General features: G+C 38.8%; 21 protein-coding genes and 1 pseudogene. 18 read left to right on the forward strand and 4 right to left on the reverse strand.

Going from position 1 to position 19,221, the window contains the following annotated elements; all coding sequences use genetic code 11:
- The 10 genes and pseudogenes from J2Z81_RS06570 to J2Z81_RS06615 form a co-directional block, all read left to right on the forward strand.
- Positions 1-242: pseudogene (locus J2Z81_RS06570) on the forward strand (IS5/IS1182 family transposase); the annotation flags it as partial.
- Positions 243-462: 220 nt separating this feature from the next.
- On the forward strand, positions 463-693 hold the full coding sequence (locus J2Z81_RS06575; RefSeq protein WP_029269287.1) for a DUF1146 family protein: 231 nt from the start codon (positions 463-465) through the stop codon (positions 691-693).
- Between the two features lie 106 nt (positions 694-799).
- Positions 800-1,516: a YwmB family TATA-box binding protein gene (locus J2Z81_RS06580; RefSeq protein WP_226370946.1), complete on the forward strand. Its 717-nt coding sequence runs from the start codon at positions 800-802 to the stop codon at positions 1,514-1,516.
- A 35-nt stretch (positions 1,517-1,551) separates the two neighbouring features.
- On the forward strand, positions 1,552-2,889 hold the full coding sequence (murA, locus tag J2Z81_RS06585; RefSeq protein ID WP_029269283.1) for a UDP-N-acetylglucosamine 1-carboxyvinyltransferase: 1,338 nt from the start codon (positions 1,552-1,554) through the stop codon (positions 2,887-2,889).
- A gap of 150 nt (positions 2,890-3,039) precedes the next feature.
- Positions 3,040-3,957 carry a S66 peptidase family protein gene (locus J2Z81_RS06590; RefSeq protein WP_226370947.1) on the forward strand — a complete coding sequence of 306 codons (918 nt, stop codon included), beginning with the start codon at positions 3,040-3,042 and terminating at the stop codon, positions 3,955-3,957.
- Positions 3,958-4,072: 115 nt separating this feature from the next.
- Positions 4,073-5,290 (forward strand): stage II sporulation protein D, encoded by a 1,218-nt coding sequence (spoIID, locus tag J2Z81_RS06595; RefSeq protein ID WP_029269278.1) that lies wholly within the window; start codon positions 4,073-4,075, stop codon positions 5,288-5,290.
- A 171-nt stretch (positions 5,291-5,461) separates the two neighbouring features.
- A complete protein-coding gene (locus J2Z81_RS06600; RefSeq protein WP_226370948.1) occupies positions 5,462-6,475 on the forward strand; it encodes a peptidoglycan DD-metalloendopeptidase family protein in 1,014 nt (337 codons plus the stop codon).
- A gap of 213 nt (positions 6,476-6,688) precedes the next feature.
- On the forward strand, positions 6,689-7,705 hold the full coding sequence (locus tag J2Z81_RS06605) for an AimR family lysis-lysogeny pheromone receptor (RefSeq protein WP_051681460.1): 1,017 nt from the start codon (positions 6,689-6,691) through the stop codon (positions 7,703-7,705).
- A 345-nt stretch (positions 7,706-8,050) separates the two neighbouring features.
- Complete coding sequence (gene spoIIID, locus J2Z81_RS06610) at positions 8,051-8,332, forward strand: sporulation transcriptional regulator SpoIIID (protein WP_029269273.1); 282 nt, start codon at positions 8,051-8,053, stop codon at positions 8,330-8,332.
- A 117-nt stretch (positions 8,333-8,449) separates the two neighbouring features.
- On the forward strand, positions 8,450-9,022 hold the full coding sequence (locus tag J2Z81_RS06615; protein WP_226370949.1) for a hypothetical protein: 573 nt from the start codon (positions 8,450-8,452) through the stop codon (positions 9,020-9,022).
- On the opposite strand, the gene J2Z81_RS06620 is transcribed toward J2Z81_RS06615, so the two are convergent.
- Positions 9,006-10,022 carry a nuclease-related domain-containing protein gene (locus J2Z81_RS06620; RefSeq protein ID WP_029269268.1) on the reverse strand — a complete coding sequence of 339 codons (1,017 nt, stop codon included), beginning with the start codon at positions 10,020-10,022 and terminating at the stop codon, positions 9,006-9,008. The genes J2Z81_RS06615 and J2Z81_RS06620 overlap by 17 nt on opposite strands.
- 345 nt (positions 10,023-10,367) lie before the next feature.
- Here J2Z81_RS06620 and mreB point away from each other — a divergent pair, with 345 nt between their 5' ends.
- From mreB to J2Z81_RS06640, 4 genes are all read left to right on the forward strand, one after another.
- Entirely contained in the window at positions 10,368-11,369 is a 1,002-nt protein-coding gene (mreB, locus tag J2Z81_RS06625; protein ID WP_029269266.1) for a rod shape-determining protein, read from the forward strand.
- A 68-nt stretch (positions 11,370-11,437) separates the two neighbouring features.
- Positions 11,438-12,235, forward strand: coding sequence for a flagellar hook-basal body protein (locus J2Z81_RS06630; protein ID WP_226370950.1), 798 nt, complete (start codon positions 11,438-11,440; stop codon positions 12,233-12,235).
- A gap of 17 nt (positions 12,236-12,252) precedes the next feature.
- A complete protein-coding gene (locus tag J2Z81_RS06635) occupies positions 12,253-13,068 on the forward strand; it encodes a flagellar hook-basal body protein (RefSeq protein WP_226370951.1) in 816 nt (271 codons plus the stop codon).
- A 34-nt stretch (positions 13,069-13,102) separates the two neighbouring features.
- Positions 13,103-13,480 (forward strand): DNA-directed RNA polymerase subunit beta, encoded by a 378-nt coding sequence (locus J2Z81_RS06640; protein ID WP_226374380.1) that lies wholly within the window; start codon positions 13,103-13,105, stop codon positions 13,478-13,480.
- Positions 13,481-13,534: 54 nt separating this feature from the next.
- Here J2Z81_RS06640 and J2Z81_RS06645 read toward each other — a convergent pair whose 3' ends face one another.
- The gene (locus tag J2Z81_RS06645) at positions 13,535-13,678 is read right to left on the reverse strand and encodes a lmo0937 family membrane protein (protein ID WP_156947720.1); all 144 of its coding nucleotides are present in this window, start codon (positions 13,676-13,678) and stop codon (positions 13,535-13,537) included.
- Positions 13,679-13,869: 191 nt separating this feature from the next.
- Here J2Z81_RS06645 and fabZ point away from each other — a divergent pair, with 191 nt between their 5' ends.
- Positions 13,870-14,289, forward strand: a complete 420-nt coding sequence (gene fabZ / locus J2Z81_RS06650; protein ID WP_226370952.1) for a 3-hydroxyacyl-ACP dehydratase FabZ — start codon at positions 13,870-13,872, stop codon at positions 14,287-14,289.
- Between the two features lie 192 nt (positions 14,290-14,481).
- Here the strand turns inward: fabZ and mnmH are convergent, their stop codons facing one another.
- Positions 14,482-15,525: a tRNA 2-selenouridine(34) synthase MnmH gene (mnmH, locus tag J2Z81_RS06655; protein WP_226370953.1), complete on the reverse strand. Its 1,044-nt coding sequence runs from the start codon at positions 15,523-15,525 to the stop codon at positions 14,482-14,484.
- An 18-nt stretch (positions 15,526-15,543) separates the two neighbouring features.
- On the reverse strand, positions 15,544-16,587 hold the full coding sequence (gene selD, locus J2Z81_RS06660) for a selenide, water dikinase SelD (RefSeq protein WP_226370954.1): 1,044 nt from the start codon (positions 16,585-16,587) through the stop codon (positions 15,544-15,546).
- 227 nt (positions 16,588-16,814) lie between these two features.
- On the opposite strand from selD, the gene J2Z81_RS06665 reads away from it, so the two are divergent.
- The 3 genes from J2Z81_RS06665 to J2Z81_RS06675 all read left to right on the forward strand — a co-directional run bounded on the left by J2Z81_RS06665 (position 16,815) and on the right by J2Z81_RS06675 (position 19,220).
- Positions 16,815-17,132, forward strand: a complete 318-nt coding sequence (locus tag J2Z81_RS06665; protein WP_029269252.1) for a hypothetical protein — start codon at positions 16,815-16,817, stop codon at positions 17,130-17,132.
- A gap of 318 nt (positions 17,133-17,450) precedes the next feature.
- Complete coding sequence (locus tag J2Z81_RS06670; RefSeq protein ID WP_029269249.1) at positions 17,451-18,323, forward strand: TetR/AcrR family transcriptional regulator; 873 nt, start codon at positions 17,451-17,453, stop codon at positions 18,321-18,323.
- Between the two features lie 36 nt (positions 18,324-18,359).
- Positions 18,360-19,220: an efflux RND transporter periplasmic adaptor subunit gene (locus J2Z81_RS06675; RefSeq protein WP_029269247.1), complete on the forward strand. Its 861-nt coding sequence runs from the start codon at positions 18,360-18,362 to the stop codon at positions 19,218-19,220.
- Position 19,221: the final 1 nt, after the last annotated feature.

Here is a 19,221-nt window from a genome sequence, read left to right on the forward strand (position 1 = left end):
CTAATTTAGGTTTCACTCGTATGTCCGTACGAGGAAAACCTAAGGTGCATAACGAAATGGGATTTGCGTTAATGGCGGTAAATTTAAGGAAGTATACCGCCATTAACAATAAAAATGGAACATTTTCACATAAAAACAAAAGAAAAAACGGTTGCGTTTATCATTTATTGATAAACACAACCGATTTTGTTTATTTGGGGCTAGTTATGTCCCAGCCTCTTTTTTATTCTATTTTTAGATAAGAAAGCTGAAAAATCCTCATTCTTTTGTGATCAGATTGCGTCGATATTTCCCGGGAAATGTTCCTAATATGAAATATTTTCCCGAATGAACGGGTTTGTTGATCTGTTGAGAAAGCAAATCTTAGAAAGCCCTTTATTGACATTCACTTGTTTAAATGGCAAAGTAACTATAGTAAAGAATGTACATCAATGCATTCAGTATATGAAAAAGGTGGTTTACATGTTTTCAATCGGACAGTTAGCTATAACAAGTATGATATCCCATTTAATATTTATTTATTTAACATGGCGTGTCGTACAAACGATCAATGTTGATCCGTTAATTCGCAAAGGACATGTTACAGAGGCAAGGGTTCTGCTGATTTTTATCACGATTACAATTGGGACAGGGGTAAGTCGATTCTTTCTTGATATTCTACAATGGTCTCAAGACCTTCTTTATCTATTTTAATCCAACTTACCAAACCTTGTATTCTATGAAAATATCATCATTGTTGAGTATGTTAAGAGCCCCTTAAGTTCATACTAGATTTAAGTATGATTTAGGGGGAATTTTCATGCGAAAAATTGTATTTATTCTTATTCTATTTTTATTTATACCAACCGTATCTGCTGCCAATAATGACCTGTCCAAAGATGAATTTGAGACTTTAGCTTCATTGATCATGCATCATGATCTATCAATTAAGGAGTGGCAGGTAACGAAAAAAGAGAAGGTAACCCAGGAATCTTTAATCCAGCTTATGGAAGGTATGAAGGATCAATATAGGGTCCGTACCGAAGAAAATGATAAAGCGATCAAATATATAATAGAAGACACACATAAAACAGCTGGATTATCCGTAATATATATTGGTATTCTTCCAAAGGAACATCGTTTTGATGCTGAGTTTACTGCTATTATTAAAGGAGAGAAGTGGAACAAATCCATTGAAGATAACTATCAAAAAAAGCGTGATTTTATCCGTAGACATTTTTTTACCAATTCCGTCAAAACATTTACTTGTCTGACGACTGAAGAAGATGCTATAATAGGTAATGATCGTACATTAACGAATATAGTAGAACAACTTGGTCTTACATATGTTTCGACACAAAACGATAAAATGAATCAATCCGTGAATAAAAAATTTATATACGGGTATACATCATTATGGTCAGAAAAAATTACTGTAATGGACACACCTGTGAATGTACAAATAGCAATAAAATATAAGCAAAATGGAGATTCTAATATCACTATTGGCACACCTATCCTAATAAATGAATATTAATATAGTGAGATTAGACTTGAAGGAGATTTAAAAACATGGAAAAAATCATCGTAAGAGGCGGGCAACAACTCAAAGGCACCGTTAGGGTTGAGGGTGCTAAGAATGCAGTGCTTCCTGTCATTGCTGCAAGTATCTTAGCTAGTGAAGGCAAAAGTGTTATTAAAGATGTTCCTGTTTTGGCAGATGTTTATACGATTAATGAAGTCTTACGTAATATAAATGCAAATGTTCATTTTGAAAATAATACAGTGACCGTTGATGCTTCTAAAGATTTAAAGACAGAAGCACCATTTGAGTACGTACGAAAAATGCGTGCATCTGTATTGGTCTTAGGCCCTTTACTTGCACGTTATGGTCATGCCAATGTTGCAATGCCCGGTGGATGTGCAATTGGTTCTCGTCCAATTGATCTGCATTTAAAAGGCTTTGAAGCGATGGGGGCAGAAGTGCATGTTGGAAATGGCTTTGTTGAAGTGAAAACGCAAGGTCGTCTGCAGGGAGCAAAAATTTACTTGGATATGCCAAGTGTTGGCGCTACTGAAAATATTATGATGGCTGCTGCTCTAGCAGAAGGAAAAACAATTCTTGAAAACTGTGCAAAGGAACCTGAAATTGTCGATTTAGCTAATTATTTAAATAAAATGGGTGCACGTATTGTTGGAGCAGGTACAGAAACGATCCGTATTGAAGGGGTCGAAAAGTTAACTGGTGTTGAACATGCGATTATTCCTGACCGAGTTGAAGCAGGCACATTTATGGTTGCAGCTGCGATTACTGGTGGAAATGTTTTGATAGAAAATGCAGAAAGTGAGCATTTACGCTCTGTTATTTCCAAACTGCAAGAAATGGACGTTAACGTGCAAGAGGAAAATGACGGAATACGAGTCATTGGACCTGAAAAATTAGCATCCACAGATATTAAGACGTTGCCTCATCCAGGATTTCCGACAGATATGCAATCACAAATGATGTCTTTAATGTTATGCGCACATGGAACAAGTGTGATTACGGAAACAGTATTTGAGAACCGTTTTATGCATGTTGAGGAATTTCGCCGGATGAATGCAAAATTAAAGATAGAAGGCCGCAGTGTTATTATTGAAGGACCTTGTGAACTGCAAGGTGCAGAAGTAGCTGCCACAGACCTTCGAGCTGCAGCAGCATTAATTTTGGCAGGACTGCGTGCAGAAGGGACAACACGTGTGACACAATTAAAACATCTGGATCGCGGATATGTTGATTTTGCCGGAAAACTAGCATCATTGGGTGCAGATGTTGAGCGTGTTGACGAAAATGGAGAGGTAGTAAAACCAGTTGAAAAACTGAAAAATAAGCATTACAACGTTCACAAAGTGATCGCAGAGTTATCTTAAAAACGTCATAGACCGAAATAGAAAGAAACAGATGAAATAGGCATTCATCTGTTTTTTCTTTTGTCTAAAATAGGCAGTACATATCTGCAGACATAGATACATAACTATGGATAGAAGGTAATCTTTGCCTTTTGTAAAGGAGAATGATGCATGATTCGACCGGAACGTTTATGTAAAGGAGATACGATAGGTGTCATTGCCCCGGCAAGTTCTGCTAGCTTGGAGATGGTGTATAAGGCTGTTCCTTTTTTTGAAAAAATGGGCCTCCGTGTAGAATTAGGCAAACACATAGACTGTGGCTATGGTTACTTAGGTGGAACGGATAAGGAAAGGCTTGATGACTTTCATCAAATGATCGTTAACCCATGGATTAAAGCAATTTTTTTTGCCCGTGGCGGATATGGGACAGGGCGAATTGTCGAGCAAGTGGACTATGATTTAATAAAAGATAATCCTAAAATTATTTGGGGTTATAGTGATATTACCTATTTACATACAGCCATTCAAAAAAAGACTGATCTTGTAACATTTCATGGCCCAATGCTAGCTTCAGATATTGCAAAAAATGGATTTGATAAGTTTTCAGCTTGTATGTTTAGCCAGTTATTTGAACCAACAAAGCTCCAGTACCCTAATGCAATTGGAAAACTGCAAACGATCGTCGCTGGGGAAGCTTCCGGAAAATTGACGGGAGGTAACCTAACATTACTTGTCAGTACCTTAGGAACCCCTTATGAAATAGATACAGAGAGCAAGTTGCTTATCCTAGAGGATATTAATGAAGAGCCTTACCGTGTAGATGCAATGCTTAACCAATTGAAACTGGCAGGGAAGCTGGATGAGGCAGCGGGCATTCTAATCGGTGATTTTGCAAAAGCCGAACCAAAACAAGAGCCTTCCCTCTCATTAAAACAAGTATTTCAGGATTATCTCGGAAACCTTCCTTGTCCAGTGGTCAATGGCTTTAAAATCGGTCATTGTTTTCCGCACTTTTCAGTACCGTTAGGCGCAGATGCAACAATTCAAACAGCGAGCAAATCACTCTGTATTCGTGCGGGAGTGAAATAAGTTCGTTTTTAATATAAAACGTCAGAAATTATTATATTTAGTTCTATTGTTTTTCCTCCCTGTATATATTTAATAGTAGGAATGCTAGAGAAATTAGATTGCAAGGAGGACTGCCATGAAAAATCGCAAATACACCTACAAGACTGCTATGCCTAAAGCATGGAGAAAAAAGAAGCGCAAGAAACGACATGCCATCGATGCGTTAAGGCATAAGAAAAACACAACCAAACAATTTAATCGACCTATTCCCAGTTTATACTGGAAGCAGAAAAAATGGAAACAGTTTAAAAAACCAATATCAGCATGGAAACTTCTTAGCATTCTGGCTTTATCAAGTTTAATGATGATTATTTTGGTTATCCCAAGTTTAGTTGTCGTTCCTTTTGGTGATGATCATACAAATGAGTCATCAGCGAAACCAGCTAATGAAGCGAATAAGAAACAACCTGAGGCAGAGTCGGACTCGGCAGCGGAAATTGCAAAAGACTCTGCATTTACAGTTGCTGTCAAACGAGCAGATACAGAAAAAGTGGAAGATGTTTCGCTGGAAGATTATGTTGCAGGTGTTGTAGCGTCCGAAATGCCAGCTGAATTTGAACTGGAAGCTCTCAAAGCACAATCGCTTGCGGCAAGAACATTTATAGTGAATCACCTCCTGCATCAGGGGACTCCGGATGCGGAAGTAACAGATACAGTGCAACATCAGGTGTATAAAAGTGAGGCAGATTTACAAAAACAATGGGGAAAAGACTATAATCAAAAAATGGATAAAGTAAAGAAAGCTGTAGCAGCTACAAAAGGTGAAATATTAACATATGACAATTCCCCTATTACTCCGGCATTTTTCTCCACAAGTAATGGATATACAGAGAATTCGGAGGATTACTGGGATAATGAACTTCCCTACCTCAGAAGTGTAAAAAGCGGTTGGGATAAGAACTCACCGAAATTTCTAGAACAACAAATATTTCCCATCAATGAGGTAGAAGAAGCATTGAATATACAGCTGCCAAAGAACACAAAAGTACCTACAGAGTTAAATCGAACGGAGAGTAATCGGGTGGAAGAACTAAAACTTGCAGATCAAACGTTTTCGGGAAGAGATGTACGGGAGAAACTAAATTTAAGATCGAGTGATTTTTCCATAGAGCAAAAAAATAACCATCTTATTTTTACAACGAAAGGATTTGGCCATGGTGTTGGGATGAGTCAGTACGGGGCAAACGGAATGGCAAAAGAAGGGAAGAAGTATGATGATATCGTGAAATACTATTATCAGGATATTGAGATCAATAAGATTACAGAAACAGCTCCAACGCTTGTAGCAAAATAAAAAATTCGGATCATCTAATAAGATCAAGGTTATCTTGTTAGATGATTTTTTTAGGTCAATTTCTTACTTTCCCCTACTTTTTCAATAAAACACATAAAATCCGGAAATTTTTATTTTTCGATGTATAGTTTTTCCTTTTTCTGATCAGAATGGTTGTTGAGGTGATGATCTATGAAAGAGGAAAACAACAGTGCTTCAAAAAATAAATGGAGCCGTATATTTCGTAAGAAGTGGTTTTTCCCGGCAGTATATTTGACGATTGCTGCGCTCTTATTGTCGGTTGTGGTCTGGTACCAAAATACGAATAATCAAGACCCAGATGCACAAAATGATTCCGAAATGACGGATGATTTCGAATCAAGTGAATTTGACGAAGACGCAGAAGCAGTTTTAGATCAACAAGAAGTGATAGGAATGCCGGTAGAAAACCAGGATCAAGCAGAAATCGTAACTAAATTTTATGACTACAACGCAGAGCAAAAAGAGCAAGAAGATGGATTGGTCCTCTACAACAACCGCTACTATCAAAGTACAGGTATTGACATTGCAGCAGCAGATGATGAGCCTTTTGATGTAGTCGCTTCATTAAGCGGAACGGTAACAGAGGTAAAAGAGGATCCACTGCTTGGGAATGTAGTTGTTTTGGATCACGGTGACGATGTAGTAACTTATTATGCAAGTCTTGGTGAAGTAGATGTAAAGGCAGATTCGGAAGTAGAGCAAGGAGATAAGCTTGGTACAGCTGGGAAGAACTTGTTCGGAAAAGACAATGGGACACATGTTCATTTCGAATTAAGAAAAAATGATATTGAAGTAAACCCAGAAGAGTACTTTAATCAGCCTGTTAGCAAATTAGACGGAATCAAAGCAGAAGAAGTTAAAGAAGATGCAAAAGAAGAGGAAGATGAGTCAGCAACGGAGAAAGAAGATGCAGAAGCAACGGAAGAAGACGCTAATGCAGTCGAAGAAGGTACGGATTCAACAGAAGAACAAGATGGCGAGGATTCCGAAGATATTGAAGTAGATCCTGAACAAGATGAACTTGATAACGAAGGAAATGAAGAGCAAGACGAAGAAGTTGTTGATGAACAAAAAAATGAAAAACAGGAAGACGAACAAGACGTCGAGGATAAGGAACAAACAGATGAAACCACTGATTCATCCGCTTCATCTGCAAGTGCCTAATCGTGACAGTGGCCCTAGTAAAACTACTAGGGCTATACTATTTGCTACGACTGAATTAATATTCATTTTTACCATCTATTGCAAAAGATGTCGAACGATATTTCTAAATTTTACGTTGTATCTGTGTTACGATAATAATGGAAAAAATATTCGAAAAAATCCAGGAAATAAATATGATGATCTATTCTATAAATGCGGGAGGAGCTTAACGTAATGCAGAAATCGATTCATTTCATAGAAGATAACACTGGTCTGTCACTGGGAGAAATTCAGTACTTTTTATCCTATCAACATGATAATCGGACTGCTTTGGATTTGACACGGGATTATATTTTAAATTCTACTTCAGAAGTTATTCAGAAAAAAGGCCTCGAATTTTTATACATGAATGGGTACTATGAAGAATTACAACTTCTAATCAAAAAAAATCTGGAATCGATGCACACATCCAATAAAACTTGGGGTGCTATTTATCAAATTATGGTCGATTGTTGTCTCAAAAAAGATTCCCCACAAAATTTACTAGAGAGGCTGCAGTATATTCATTCAAATGAGGCTGAAATTAAATGCCTCGTGGAATTTACAAGAATTTATATTTATTTTTCCTTGCGTGATTATGAGGAAGTTGGAAGTTTTTTAGTAGAGCAGCCATATTTATTTGAAGCAATCGAGGATGATTTCATCCTTTCTTATTTTAAATTACGGCTTCACCAAAGTTTATTTATCTATTATTGGATACGAAATGAATTAATCATCGCGAGAAAGTATGCATACCGCGCTTTAACGAAAACCAACAATGAAAAAATTATTGCTAGTCTACATAATAATCTCGGCTTATCCTATATTTTTGATCATTTTACGCAAGGGAAGTTTCACCTGACAAAAGCTCTGAAAATAGCAAAGAAAAATAAATTGCACAACCTTATTCATATTATTGAACAGCAAAACATTCCTTTTTTATGTGCACATTTCAAAAAGACCTATGGCATATCCTCTGTCGAAAAAAGTGAACAGGCACATATTGAAATTGCAAAGGGAAATTATTCAAAGGCTGTCGAGTTATTAAGGAATTTATCCATGGATAATCCATTTACGCTTTATTATATGGGGGTGGCGACGGAAGATAAACATATGCTTTATAAATCTTATAATTATTTTATCGAGAAGGAAAGTAATTATTTCTTCAGCCGGCTACCTTTACGGGCGTTAAAAGATGTAGGAGTCGGTTAACAGTAGACAAGGGGTAGGTTAAATACTTCTTGTCCTCTTTTTTAAAGATGTAATTTTAAGCATAAACGACACTGTTCTGTAATAAAATGTTATAAACCAAGCCAATCAATAAAGTCTGAGGTGAGAGCTTGTGTGGCATTTAAAGGAAGTATTTAAGTGACAACCAATACATATAAAAATATCGAAATATTCTTTATTTTTAAGGGAACATAGGATTATTACTAAACGGGTCGTTTACAAAATGGCACATTGAAAATTTCTAGTAGTCAAGCAGGCCACGATTGAATTTACACCTTGTCTCAGAACCCACACCTCGGAAATATCCAACATAGGGAGGCGAACGGTGTGCATGATTACATCAAAGAAAGGACAATCAGGATAGGAAATTATGTCGTGGAGACGAAAAAAACAGTCCGAGTGATTGCGAAAGAATTTGGGGTCTCCAAAAGTACAGTCCACAAAGATTTAACAGAACGATTGCCCGAAATAAACCCAAAATTAGCGAATCAAGTAAAAGAAGTACTGAATTACCACAAATCCATTCGACATCTTCGGGGAGGAGAAGCCACAAGAAAAAAATATCGAGTAGACTTCCCCGATGAAAAACCTACAAATCCAGTTGGCTAAATAATAGGGAGGAGGAGGTGTACAAGAACACAAAGTGAATAGCTTGTTGTACAAACTTAAGAACCCAACGACTCATTTGGTTGGGTTTTAAGTTTGCAATCATACGCAGCCTGAGGATTGCTTGTCGCAGCTAGTGAGGAGAAAAAAGCGCATGCAGACCAACCGGATTTGAGAAGATATCGACTGGCGTGTCGCGGAATCGACCGGACAGAGGAGATATCAACCGGAGTGTCGAGTGAATCAACCGGACAGGGGAAATATCAACCGGAGTGTCGCGGAATCGACCGGACAGAGGAAATATCAACCGGAGTGTCGAGTGAATCAACCGGACAGGGGAAATATCAACCGGAGTGTCGAGTGAATCAACCGGACAGAGGAGATATCAACCGGAGTGTCGCGGAATCAACCGGACAGAGGAGATATCAACCGGAGTGTCGAGTGAATCAACCGGACTGGGGAGATATCAACCGGAGTGTCGCGGAATCGACCGGATTGAGGAAATATCAACTGGAAGAACGAGTGAATCAACCGGAGGATCACGCGAATCGACTGGAGTGGCGTCCGAATCAACAGAAAGTGCGAACATCAAGTAGAAAACGTCAAATGAGCAAACATATTCTGTGTAGCGAAAGGGAACTGGCCCATGGCATATTTTATGACTTTTTGTTTTCATCTAGTAATCAAGTATAGATTTGTATTTCAAGGGAAAAACGGAATCCATTGGAAAGTCTATCGGAGCGTGGTATTTTCTTGCCTTGTTCTTGCCGGTTTGTTTGAGCTCCATTGATTTTAAAATGTTATATGCGCTTCGGGGGGATGCCAATTGAAGTAAGTTTCGGCACTCTTTATTTGTGATAGTATCCTTATACAGAAGGAAATAATCTAAAATGGCTCGTTCATGAGCCTTAGAATCCTGATTGGCACACTTCGGACACGACCATTTTTTATACTGGCGCACCATTGGATAATAATTGCACTGCGGACATGGGATGCCATCAATGAGATGTCGGTTGGAAATATTATATTTTTCAAATAAATTAGGAGTGAGTGGCGTGTTTCCTTTTAAAAGCAGATGGTTTAACTTTTTTAGCTGATCTTTATTCAAAACTACATTTGTATACTTAGACTCTAAATTATCTAAGAAAAAATGTATGCTTTCCGCGTGTATCCATTTATTAAAAAATGTAGGATCTTTATGAATGTTCGTTATGATGGTAGAAGGGTTACTCATGATAACAAGCGTTTCAATAGGAAGATTAAAATAACGGTTTCGATGTAACCAGAATTCCAAATTCCTCTTTTGTAGTTCAACCTGTTGAATGGGATCTTTATATCTAATGATTTTACCATCAGTTTCCTGTGTTAATTGTTGCTGCTCAGTATCATAATTTAGTTTCCCTTTTAGATTTTTAATTTCTAAAATACAAATAAAATTTCTTGTGAGAATTAATGTATCCAGCTGGAAGTAGTGAGAATGGATTCCTAAACGTAGATCATGAAAGATAAAAAAATTTTCGTGAGGGTAGAGGGAGATTTGGTAGTCCACATTTTTTTCGCCGCGGTATCCCGCATTAAACTTCTGGTAGGATTCGTTTATCACTTCATTTTGCCTGTATCTCTCTTTTAGTCTCCTAAATAGAGCTTCATATGCCAAAATAATGTGCGGCTTTTTCCTTTGTTTTACAATCAAAATAATCACACCTTTATTTTTAAAGAATATTATACCTTATTTCTAACGATGTTGCGACAAAATATTTAGAAAATGACTGCAGTTAAGTATCGTATGAACTTAGGAATTGAAATATCGTCCGGACTCGCGCGTGAATCAACCGGCGGATCATAACCCTTTGAATCTGACTAGAATAACACATGTTTTATCGTGCTGGTCTGTTTGGATTGTTTTCCTTAAAAATTACATTTAGATTTTACCTTTTTTACAGTTAATTGTAGATTTTTGTGGTAAAATATTATGTTAGTAGCATTTTGTTCTTTTATAGATGCGAGATAGCAATTGGAGCAAGGAGGACCTTGAACGATGTTTTCGAGAGATATTGGAATTGACCTTGGGACTGCCAACGTTTTAATTCATGTTAAAGGCAAAGGAATTGTTTTAAATGAGCCAGCTGTTGTCGCCATGGATCGCGTTACTGGAAAAGTGCTTGAAGTGGGCGAGTCGGCATGGCGCATGGTTGGGCGTACACCAGGAAATATTGAAGCGATCCGTCCCCTTAAGGATGGAGTGATTGCTGACTTTGATATAACAGAAGCAATGTTAAAGCATTTTATAAATAAAATCAATGTTCGCGGATTTCTTTCAAAGCCAAGAATGCTGATTTGTTGCCCAACAAATATTACAATGGTGGAGCAAAAGGCGATTAAGGAAGCGGCTGAGAAATCAGGCGGGAAAAAAGTGTATTTGGAAGAAGAGCCGAAAGTGGCTGCAATTGGAGCTGGCATGGAAATTTTCCAGCCGAGCGGGAATATGGTCATTGATATTGGTGGAGGAACAACAGATGTAGCGGTATTGTCGATGGGGGATATCGTGACAGCGGAATCCATCAAAATGGCCGGGGATAAATTTGATATCGAGATCATGCAGTACATTAAGAAGCAATATAAATTATTAATCGGTGAGCGAACTGCTGAAGAAATTAAAAAGAATGTAGCGACGGTATTCAAGGGGGCGCGGGATGAAAGTCTTGAAATTCGCGGGCGTGATATGGTAAGCGGATTGCCGCGTACGATTACTGTGTATTCTGCTGAAATTGAAGAAGCGTTGCATGAATCAGCATCCTTAATTACACAGGCTGCAAGATCGGTGCTGGAAAAAACACCACCAGAATTATCTGCGGACATTATTGACCGAGGTGTTATTCTCACAGGCGGTGGCGCATTGATTCACGGAATCGATCAATTATTGAATGAAGAATTAAAAGTCCCAGTATTTATAGCGGAAGAGCCAATGAATTGTGTTGCTACAGGAACTGGTATTATGTTAGAAAACATTGATAAAATTGAACGAAAAAGAATTATGTAACCTTATAGGCGGGCGAAAACCCTTGGAATAGGGGATCGTAGCCTTTACCTATGAAGGGGGATAAATGGATGTTAAGAGGTTTTTATACAGCTGCAAGTGGAATGATCACGCAGCAACGGCATCAGGAGGCATTATCGAATAATATTGCCAATGCAAATACACCTGGTTTTAAGGCGGATCAATCCTCATCACGTGCTTTTCCTGAGCTATTCATGCAGCAAATGGGAAGTAAAAATATCCCGGCAAAAAATAGTGCGAAGCTGCGTCAGCAAAAGCCAATCGGTTCTTTACATACCGGTGTTTATGTACAGGAAATGGTTCCAAATCATCATCAAGGTGATTTGAAGGAGACACAAACAGCAACAGATCTGGCAATTATTCAAAGTGATGTACCGGACGAAACGGGCAGTCTTTTTTTCACTGTACAAAATGAGGCGGGAGAACAGCGTTATACAAGAAATGGGAATTTTACTGTTGATGCACAAGGTTTCCTTGTTACGAACGAAGGGTATGATGTATTAGACGAATCTCTGAATCGCATTCAAACGAATGGGTCGGATTTTACTGTTGCAGCGGATGGAGAGCTTGAGGCTGATGGACAAAGGCTTGGAATTGCCTACGTGCCGGACGTAAATGAGCTTACTAAAGAAGGAAATAATCTATTTCGTGGAGATGCTGGGGAAGTTCCTGCTGAGGCTAGATTTCGTGTGCGGCAGGGAGTACTTGAACGTTCGAATGTGGATGAGCTACAAGCAATGACCCAAATGATGGAATCCTACCGAATGTTTGAAACAAATCAACGTGTATTAAAAGCATACGATGAAAATATGGGAAAAGCAGTAAGTGAAATTGGGCGCTTAGGCTAAGGGGGATTTTGATAGGAATGTTTCGAGCAGCAGTGACAATGAATCAGCTACAGAAAAAAATCGATATCATCGGAAATAATTTGGCGAATAGTGAAACGACCGGCTATAAAAGCCGTGATGCAAATTTTTCCTCTTTGCTGTTTCAGCAAATCGATCATATGACTGCCCCGGCCAATCGTGAAGGACGTCTGACACAAGAAGGCCTGCGAATAGGTTCAGGCGCAAAACTTGGCGCGATCAATAATAATAATACGCCTGGGTCTATTATGGAAACGGATCGAGTCCTAGATACTGCTCTACTGAAAGCGAATCATTTGTTTCCCATTCAAGTGAATGAAAATGGGACATCTGAAACAAGATTTACCCGTGATGGCGCTTTTTATTTGAATCCTGTTAATCATAATCAGGATGTTATGCTGACAACGAAAACAGGAGATCCGGTACTTGGGGAAAATGGACCAATTGTATTTGATAAGGAATTTGATGCGATAACGATTCAATCAACTGGGGACATTATTCTAAAACGGGGAAATCAAACAGAACAAGTCGGACGCATCGCTGTTGTAGAAGCAGCTCGCCCTCAATTGCTGGAAGCTGCTGGAGGCAATACCTTTCGTCTGGCAGCTGGGCAAAATCAGGATAACATCGATGAAATCATATCGCCTCAAGAGGCAAATGTGTCTGTTTTAAAAAGCAATGCATTAGAAAATTCCAATGTTGATATGTCAAAGCAAATGTCCGATTTGCTTATGGCGCAACGTTCTTATCAATTGAATGCAAGAACAATTTCCATGAGTGATCAAATGTCAGGATTAATTAACCAGTTAAGATAGAGAGAATTCTTTGGGAATTAAGGAGAAACAAACCATGTCTAACCAATCTGAACAAACTGCCACAAAAGAGCGGTCAAAAGAAGAACATGAAGAACCAAAAATGCAGCGTGAAGAGGCTGTAAACAATAACCAGCAGACTAGCACAGAAGAAAATGCAGAGGTAGTGACGCGCAAGCAGCAAAAGCAGAAGCGTAAGCAAGAAAGAAAGCAAGAAAGAAAGCAAGCAAGGCTGCTGAAGCGCCGAATACTGCCGATTTGGCTGCGGATTATTATTGTTCTCGTTCTATGTGCAATAGCCCTTGCTGCAGGCCTAATGATTGGCTATGGAGTTATTGGTGATGGTGCTCCGCTTGATATCTTAAAAAAGGAAACATGGCAGCATATCGTTGATATTGTAAAAAAAGCAAAGTAAAAAAGGCGATTCCTTTTATGGGAGCGTCTTTTTTAAAATCCATCATAGAGAAGTTTATGGATCTCTTTCGTGGGTAAAACGGATAATGAAAATGATCAGTGCAATGACTAGTAAAAGATGAATAAGACCTCCAGCAATTTTAAAGAGGAAACCGAACACCCACAAAATTAATAGGATGATAAAGATCGTCCAGAGCATGCTGATCCTCCTTTTCATAAGTAAAGATCCTTAGCATTCGTGTATTCTATTATTTCCTCGCTTTTTACGTTGCATACATGGTGAAAAAGCGGTCTAAAGTTCGATTACCTTATTTTGCTTAAAATGAAACTTCCATTTGCTATAATGGGAGGAGCATGTTTATATCCATCTGGGAAAAGGAGAGAAAATTTATGGACAGTCAAGAAATAAAAGCTACGATTCCCCATCGCTATCCATTTTTATTAGTTGATAAGGTAACAGAGATGGAGGAAGGGAAACGTGTCGTCGGTTTAAAAAACGTTACAGCAAATGAGCCGTTTTTCCAGGGCCATTTTCCCGAGTATCCCGTAATGCCTGGGGTATTAATTCTTGAAGCGCTTGCGCAAACAGGTGCTATTGCTGTGTTACATATGGAGCAAAATCAAGGAAAGATTGGATTTTTAGCCGGCGTGGATAAATGTCGTTTTAAACGCCAAGTCAAACCCGGTGACCAGCTACAGCTAGAAGTTGAAATTACAAGAGTTAAAGGAAGCATCGGAAAAGGAAGAGGAATTGCTACGGTTGATGGCGAAAAAGCGTGTGAAGCTGAAATAATGTTTGCAATTCAGTAGTTATCAAAAAGGAATACAGCCTTTTGAGCTAAGCCGCACCGTTTCCATCCTTTATAAAGCCGATAACTGACCAAGCGAGGGCAGAACACTTACAATCGAAAATCAATCTCAAGTGAGATGTATTAGGAATAAACGTAGGAGGCCTGGATTTCATCCAAGCCTCCTACGTTTAGGCACATTTCTTTTTTCAATTTAGGAAGTGGATACAGGATATTTTACGCGCTGGAGTATCTTTTCATATGCTTCATCGATATGGTTGACATCGATCAGCCATTTTTTGTCATCCGGATAATTTCCAATAGCATATTCATATCTCGGATCATAATAATATTTTAATAACAATCCAATGGCATTGGGGTAGTTTTCGTTTTGTAAATCTTTATCGATTTGTTTGGCCACAGGTGTGTGAATATGTTTTTTAATAATACGAAAAGCCTCAAGGAATGTTTCGGGATCACTCCAGGGCTGGTAATCATCTAAAATAATTTTAATTCTTTCATTCAATGGAAGGTTAATAAAAATCTGGAATCCAGCTTCTTTTTTCTGATAAAGAAAGTCAGGGAGAAGTACTTTTCCAATCCGTTTACTTTCCCCCTCCGTTAACACAAAAGGTTCATCCTGATAGCGGAGAATAGTCTGGACCAGTGCTGAGTCAAAGTTTTTCTGATTACTAGGCTCGCGTCCAATATGGCCAAAAATAGATCCACGATGTCCGGCCATCCCTTCAAGGTCCATGACTGGATATCCATTTTGTTTTAGCTTTTTTAATAAAGCTGTTTTTCCGGTTCCTGTATATCCATTAAGGACGAAAAGTTCGGGACGGAAATCTTGCTTGCCTAATACGTGGATGACCCATTTTCGGTAAGAACGTATTCCGCCTTCTAAACGATTGACGTGTATTCCCATGAGATCAAGCACCGTTGCAGCGGTTTTACTTCGCATGCCTCCGCGCCAGCAGAAAACGGTCATCGATGTATCAATTTGTTTAAATGAATCGATAAAATCAGGCAGTTTTTTGGAGAATATTTCCAGCCCCCGTTTTTTTGCAGCCTCTTTGCTGACCTTTTTATAGAGCGTTCCAACCTCAGCCCTTTCTTCATTTGTGAAGATAGGAATGTTTATGCTACCAGGGATAGTTGTCTCTTGGAATTCTTTTGGTGAGCGTACATCAATCAGTGTATGTTTTTCTTTTGCCTGAAGATCGAATAAATCTTGTAGCGCAATATTTTCGAACATTTTCAAACACCTCTTCAACTATTCAACGATAATTTTACCTTGATATTCAGCTGTAATTTCTCCGATCATCCTTGCCTCCACCCCTTTATCTTGTAAGTCCGAAAGCATTGGTTCTGCATCATCTTCGTGAACAGCGATAAGGAGACCACCAGATGTAACTGCATCACATAAAATCCATTTATCGACTTGATCCATGTTCGCTGGATAGGTAACGATGTCTTTTAAATGAGCAAAGTTATTTTTTGATCCGCCAGGTACAGCTCCGGATGTTGCCAGTTCCTTGACACGTGGCAAGATTGGTACTTGTTTGTGATAAATGGTTAATCCAACATCACTGCCAGCAGCCATTTCAGATGCATGACCAAGCAGGCCGAAACCAGTTACATCTGTGGAAGCATGGACATTATAGCTCTCCATGGTTTCAGAGGCTGTTTTGTTTAAGGTTGTCATCACATTTGTAACACGTTTGATTTCGTCCTCAGCAAGCAAATCTTTTTTAAGCGAGGAAGTTAAAATCCCGACCCCGATTGGCTTTGTCAATATCAATTTATCTCCAGGCTTGGCACCTGCATTTGTTTTTACTTTATCCGGGTGAACAACACCTGTGACGGCAAGTCCGAATTTTGGCTCTTGATCGTCAATCGAATGACCGCCGACAAGCGTTACATTCGCTTCTTTCAATTTATCGCCAGCACCACGAAGGATGTCAGCAAGGATTTGTTTATCAAGCGTGGAGATGGGGAAAGCAACGATATTCAGCGCAGTAATTGGCTTTCCGCCCATTGCGTAGACATCACTTATGGCATTTGCTGCTGCTACTTGCCCGAAATCGTACGGATGATTAACGATCGGCGTGAAAAAGTCTACCGTCTGAACGAGAGCGGTATTCGCATTTAATCGGTACACGCCAGCGTCATCACTCGTATCAAGTCCAACAAGTAAATCTGGGTTTAGGGCAGCAGGCGGCAATGTATGTAATACTTCCTTGAGGTCTTGAGGCCCTATTTTACAGCCGCATCCTCCTTTGGATGATAATGCTGTTAGCTTAATTGGATGATCCATTTTCCATCACCTTTTCTAAGTAGATTGTTAAAATAATTTTAACATAACTGGGAAGGGCCTGTACGGGAATAAGATTAGACTTCGATTCCCTTTTTTGGTATGTATTTCTAGTTCCTCCCATCTGCATCACACGAAACGATTTCATGCGGAAATGAAAATTTGCATGTATTTCCTTTTTTAAATGGGTAAACCTAAGGGCGAGAATACATAAGAAGGGAGGGATAAACGTGAGTAAAAAGTGGTTATTAAGACTGGGAACTCCGCTGTTTGCTTTAACCTTAATGACAGCCTGTGGTACAGCGGGTGATGAAAATGATCCAGTAGATGATGAAAATGGTCCGGTGGAAGAGGATCAAGAGACACCACTTGATCAAGAAGACGATAATACGAATTTGAACGATAATGATCAAGGTACGGATCAAGATGATGACATGGATCAGGAAAGAGACGATAACATGATGGAAAGAGATTCCGACAGCGAGAATAATTTAGAGAATGAAGACACGGACAATAAGGACAATAAAGATGACAATCTTGTCGAGTAAATGAAAACTAATAAAACATACCGTTAATGTTTACCGTTTCCTGTTCCACTGGGAAACGGTTTTTCTGTTTTTAATTTCGGTAAGCATTCACAAATTGATGCCTATGGTTGGCCTAGCTTGGATATTCGGTCATCATTAATTTTTTCATACAGTCACCTCAGGCGTACGACTTTTTATTCACAGAAATATCACAGTATATTGCTTGCAACATAGGGTTCTATCCGTGTATGATATAGAAGGATAAAAGTAAGTGATTATTAATTTTATAGAGGGGAGTGACTGACCGGTCAGTCACGAACGCTAAAAACAGGTGGTAAAATGAATGAAAAAAAGCGAAAGTTAATTGAATCGGGCGTGAAATTATTCGCTACGAAAGGCTACCATCAAACGTCTATCCAGGAAATTGCAACGGATGCAGGTATATCGAAGGGAGGATTTTACCTTTACTTTCATTCAAAGGAAACATTTATTGCATCTGCCATCGAGCATTTCCAGAAGCAAATATTTGAACGAATGGAAGCGGTAGGGTTGGAAAACATCCCTCCTAGACAAAGATTAGCGAAACAAATGACGGTATTAACCGAATACATATTTAAATATAAAGGTTTTATCATCATGCATTTACGTGAAGACATTTCGATGGGAAAAAGTGCCGACGATCTTATCAAACAGACAAATATAAGAAGTTTTCATTGGCTGAAGCAAAGTATTTATGCGATTTACGGAGAGCACATGAAACCTTACTTAGTCGATAGCATTATTCAGTTAGAAGGTTTGATGCACAGTTATTTTAAATGTATTGTTATTGATCATATAGACATAAGTGCCGAGCGAATCGGGAGTTTCTTGATGAAGCGTCTGGACGATATTGTCTACGGGATGATGAGAGGAAAAGAGGATGCACTCATAACAGAGGAAATGCTGCCATATAAATATGAGGTGTCTCTGCTTGAAAGTGAGTTAGAGGATGTTTTATTTCATCTAGAAGCGAAGATAGATCACTTATATCATCAAGGAGAGGAAGTAGAAAAACTTTACGAAGTGCGGGATGAACTGCGAAAAGAAATGCGTAAAGAAGAGCCACAGACAATCATAATCCAAGGTCTGCTTGCCCATTTCGTGCGGATAGATGGATTAAAAGATGAATGTCAGGAGATAGCAAGACGATTAAACGTAGAATTATTGGATTAATTCGATGAAAAAATTGATTTGAGAGGAGAGCAACAAATGAAAAAAATACTGCTGGGGATGGTCGCCATTTTATTGGTAAGTAGTTTAGCGGCATGTAATGAGGAAGAAGCGAAGACGAAAGAGGAGGATAGGGTTACATCGGTTGAAACGATTGAAGCGGAAAAAGGCGATCTTACGATGGAAGAATCCGTATACGGGCGTATCCAACCTGGAAGTTCGACCCCGATCATGGTCGAGAATCCTGGTGAACTAGATTCTTTAGAAGCAAAGAATGGGGATAACGTGGATAAAGATGAAAAAATCGCTACGATTCAGTCACCTGCTGGAAGTCAAACAATCAAGGCACAAGAATCGGGCAAAGTGGCTAATTTAAACGCTAGTGAAGGGGAAATTGTTTCAAATGAAGAGCCGTTAGCTGTCATCATTGATACAGATACGATGAAAATTAATTTTTCTGTTACTGCGGATATGCAAAAATTGCTAGAAAAAGAAGATAAGCTTAACACAGAGATTGATGGTGAGAAATACAAAGCAGAAGTGCTATCTATTGATTCGATGCCGGATGAAACGGGAATGTATACGGTCGCAGCAGAACTAGAAGAGGAAGATCTAGACATTTTACCTGGATCGGTGGCTGAGGTGCATATTCCAGAAAAACGTGTCAAAGATGCAATCATTCTGCCGACAGAAGCGATTGTCGAAACAAGTGATGAAACATTTATTTATGTCATAAAAAAAGATAAAGCAGTTAAAATGGAAGTTAACATAAAAGAAACGCAATCAGATAAAACAGCAATTGAAGGGAAAGTAGAAGATGGCGATCAAGTTGTGACAACTGGCCAGCTAACACTTTCAGATGGCGATCAGGTAAACGTTGTGAAAGAAAGCGGGGAATAAG

The sequence above is a fragment of the Virgibacillus alimentarius genome (assembly GCF_017874635.1).
Classification (GTDB): Bacteria; Bacillota; Bacilli; order Bacillales; family Amphibacillaceae; genus Virgibacillus_B; species Virgibacillus_B alimentarius.

Excerpts from the sequence above, each read along its gene's own strand:
- murA (WP_029269283.1), top strand. The coding sequence starts at position 1,552 with ATGGAAAAAATCATCGTAAGAGGCGGGCAACAACTCAAAGGCACCGTT.
- J2Z81_RS06605 (WP_051681460.1), top strand. The coding sequence starts at position 6,689 with ATGCAGAAATCGATTCATTTCATAGAAGATAACACTGGTCTGTCACTG.
- J2Z81_RS06675 (WP_029269247.1), top strand. The coding sequence starts at position 18,360 with ATGAAAAAAATACTGCTGGGGATGGTCGCCATTTTATTGGTAAGTAGT.
- J2Z81_RS06645 (WP_156947720.1), bottom strand. The coding sequence starts at position 13,678 with ATGCTCTGGACGATCTTTATCATCCTATTAATTTTGTGGGTGTTCGGT.
- spoIID (WP_029269278.1), top strand. The coding sequence starts at position 4,073 with ATGAAAAATCGCAAATACACCTACAAGACTGCTATGCCTAAAGCATGG.
- mreB (WP_029269266.1), top strand. The coding sequence starts at position 10,368 with ATGTTTTCGAGAGATATTGGAATTGACCTTGGGACTGCCAACGTTTTA.
- selD (WP_226370954.1), bottom strand. The coding sequence starts at position 16,587 with ATGGATCATCCAATTAAGCTAACAGCATTATCATCCAAAGGAGGATGC.
- mnmH (WP_226370953.1), bottom strand. The coding sequence starts at position 15,525 with ATGTTCGAAAATATTGCGCTACAAGATTTATTCGATCTTCAGGCAAAA.
- J2Z81_RS06630 (WP_226370950.1), top strand. The coding sequence starts at position 11,438 with ATGTTAAGAGGTTTTTATACAGCTGCAAGTGGAATGATCACGCAGCAA.
- fabZ (WP_226370952.1), top strand. The coding sequence starts at position 13,870 with ATGGACAGTCAAGAAATAAAAGCTACGATTCCCCATCGCTATCCATTT.
- J2Z81_RS06575 (WP_029269287.1), top strand. The coding sequence starts at position 463 with ATGTTTTCAATCGGACAGTTAGCTATAACAAGTATGATATCCCATTTA.
- J2Z81_RS06600 (WP_226370948.1), top strand. The coding sequence starts at position 5,462 with ATGAAAGAGGAAAACAACAGTGCTTCAAAAAATAAATGGAGCCGTATA.
- J2Z81_RS06580 (WP_226370946.1), top strand. The coding sequence starts at position 800 with ATGCGAAAAATTGTATTTATTCTTATTCTATTTTTATTTATACCAACC.
- J2Z81_RS06670 (WP_029269249.1), top strand. The coding sequence starts at position 17,451 with ATGAATGAAAAAAAGCGAAAGTTAATTGAATCGGGCGTGAAATTATTC.
- J2Z81_RS06640 (WP_226374380.1), top strand. The coding sequence starts at position 13,103 with ATGTCTAACCAATCTGAACAAACTGCCACAAAAGAGCGGTCAAAAGAA.
- J2Z81_RS06635 (WP_226370951.1), top strand. The coding sequence starts at position 12,253 with ATGTTTCGAGCAGCAGTGACAATGAATCAGCTACAGAAAAAAATCGAT.
- J2Z81_RS06590 (WP_226370947.1), top strand. The coding sequence starts at position 3,040 with ATGATTCGACCGGAACGTTTATGTAAAGGAGATACGATAGGTGTCATT.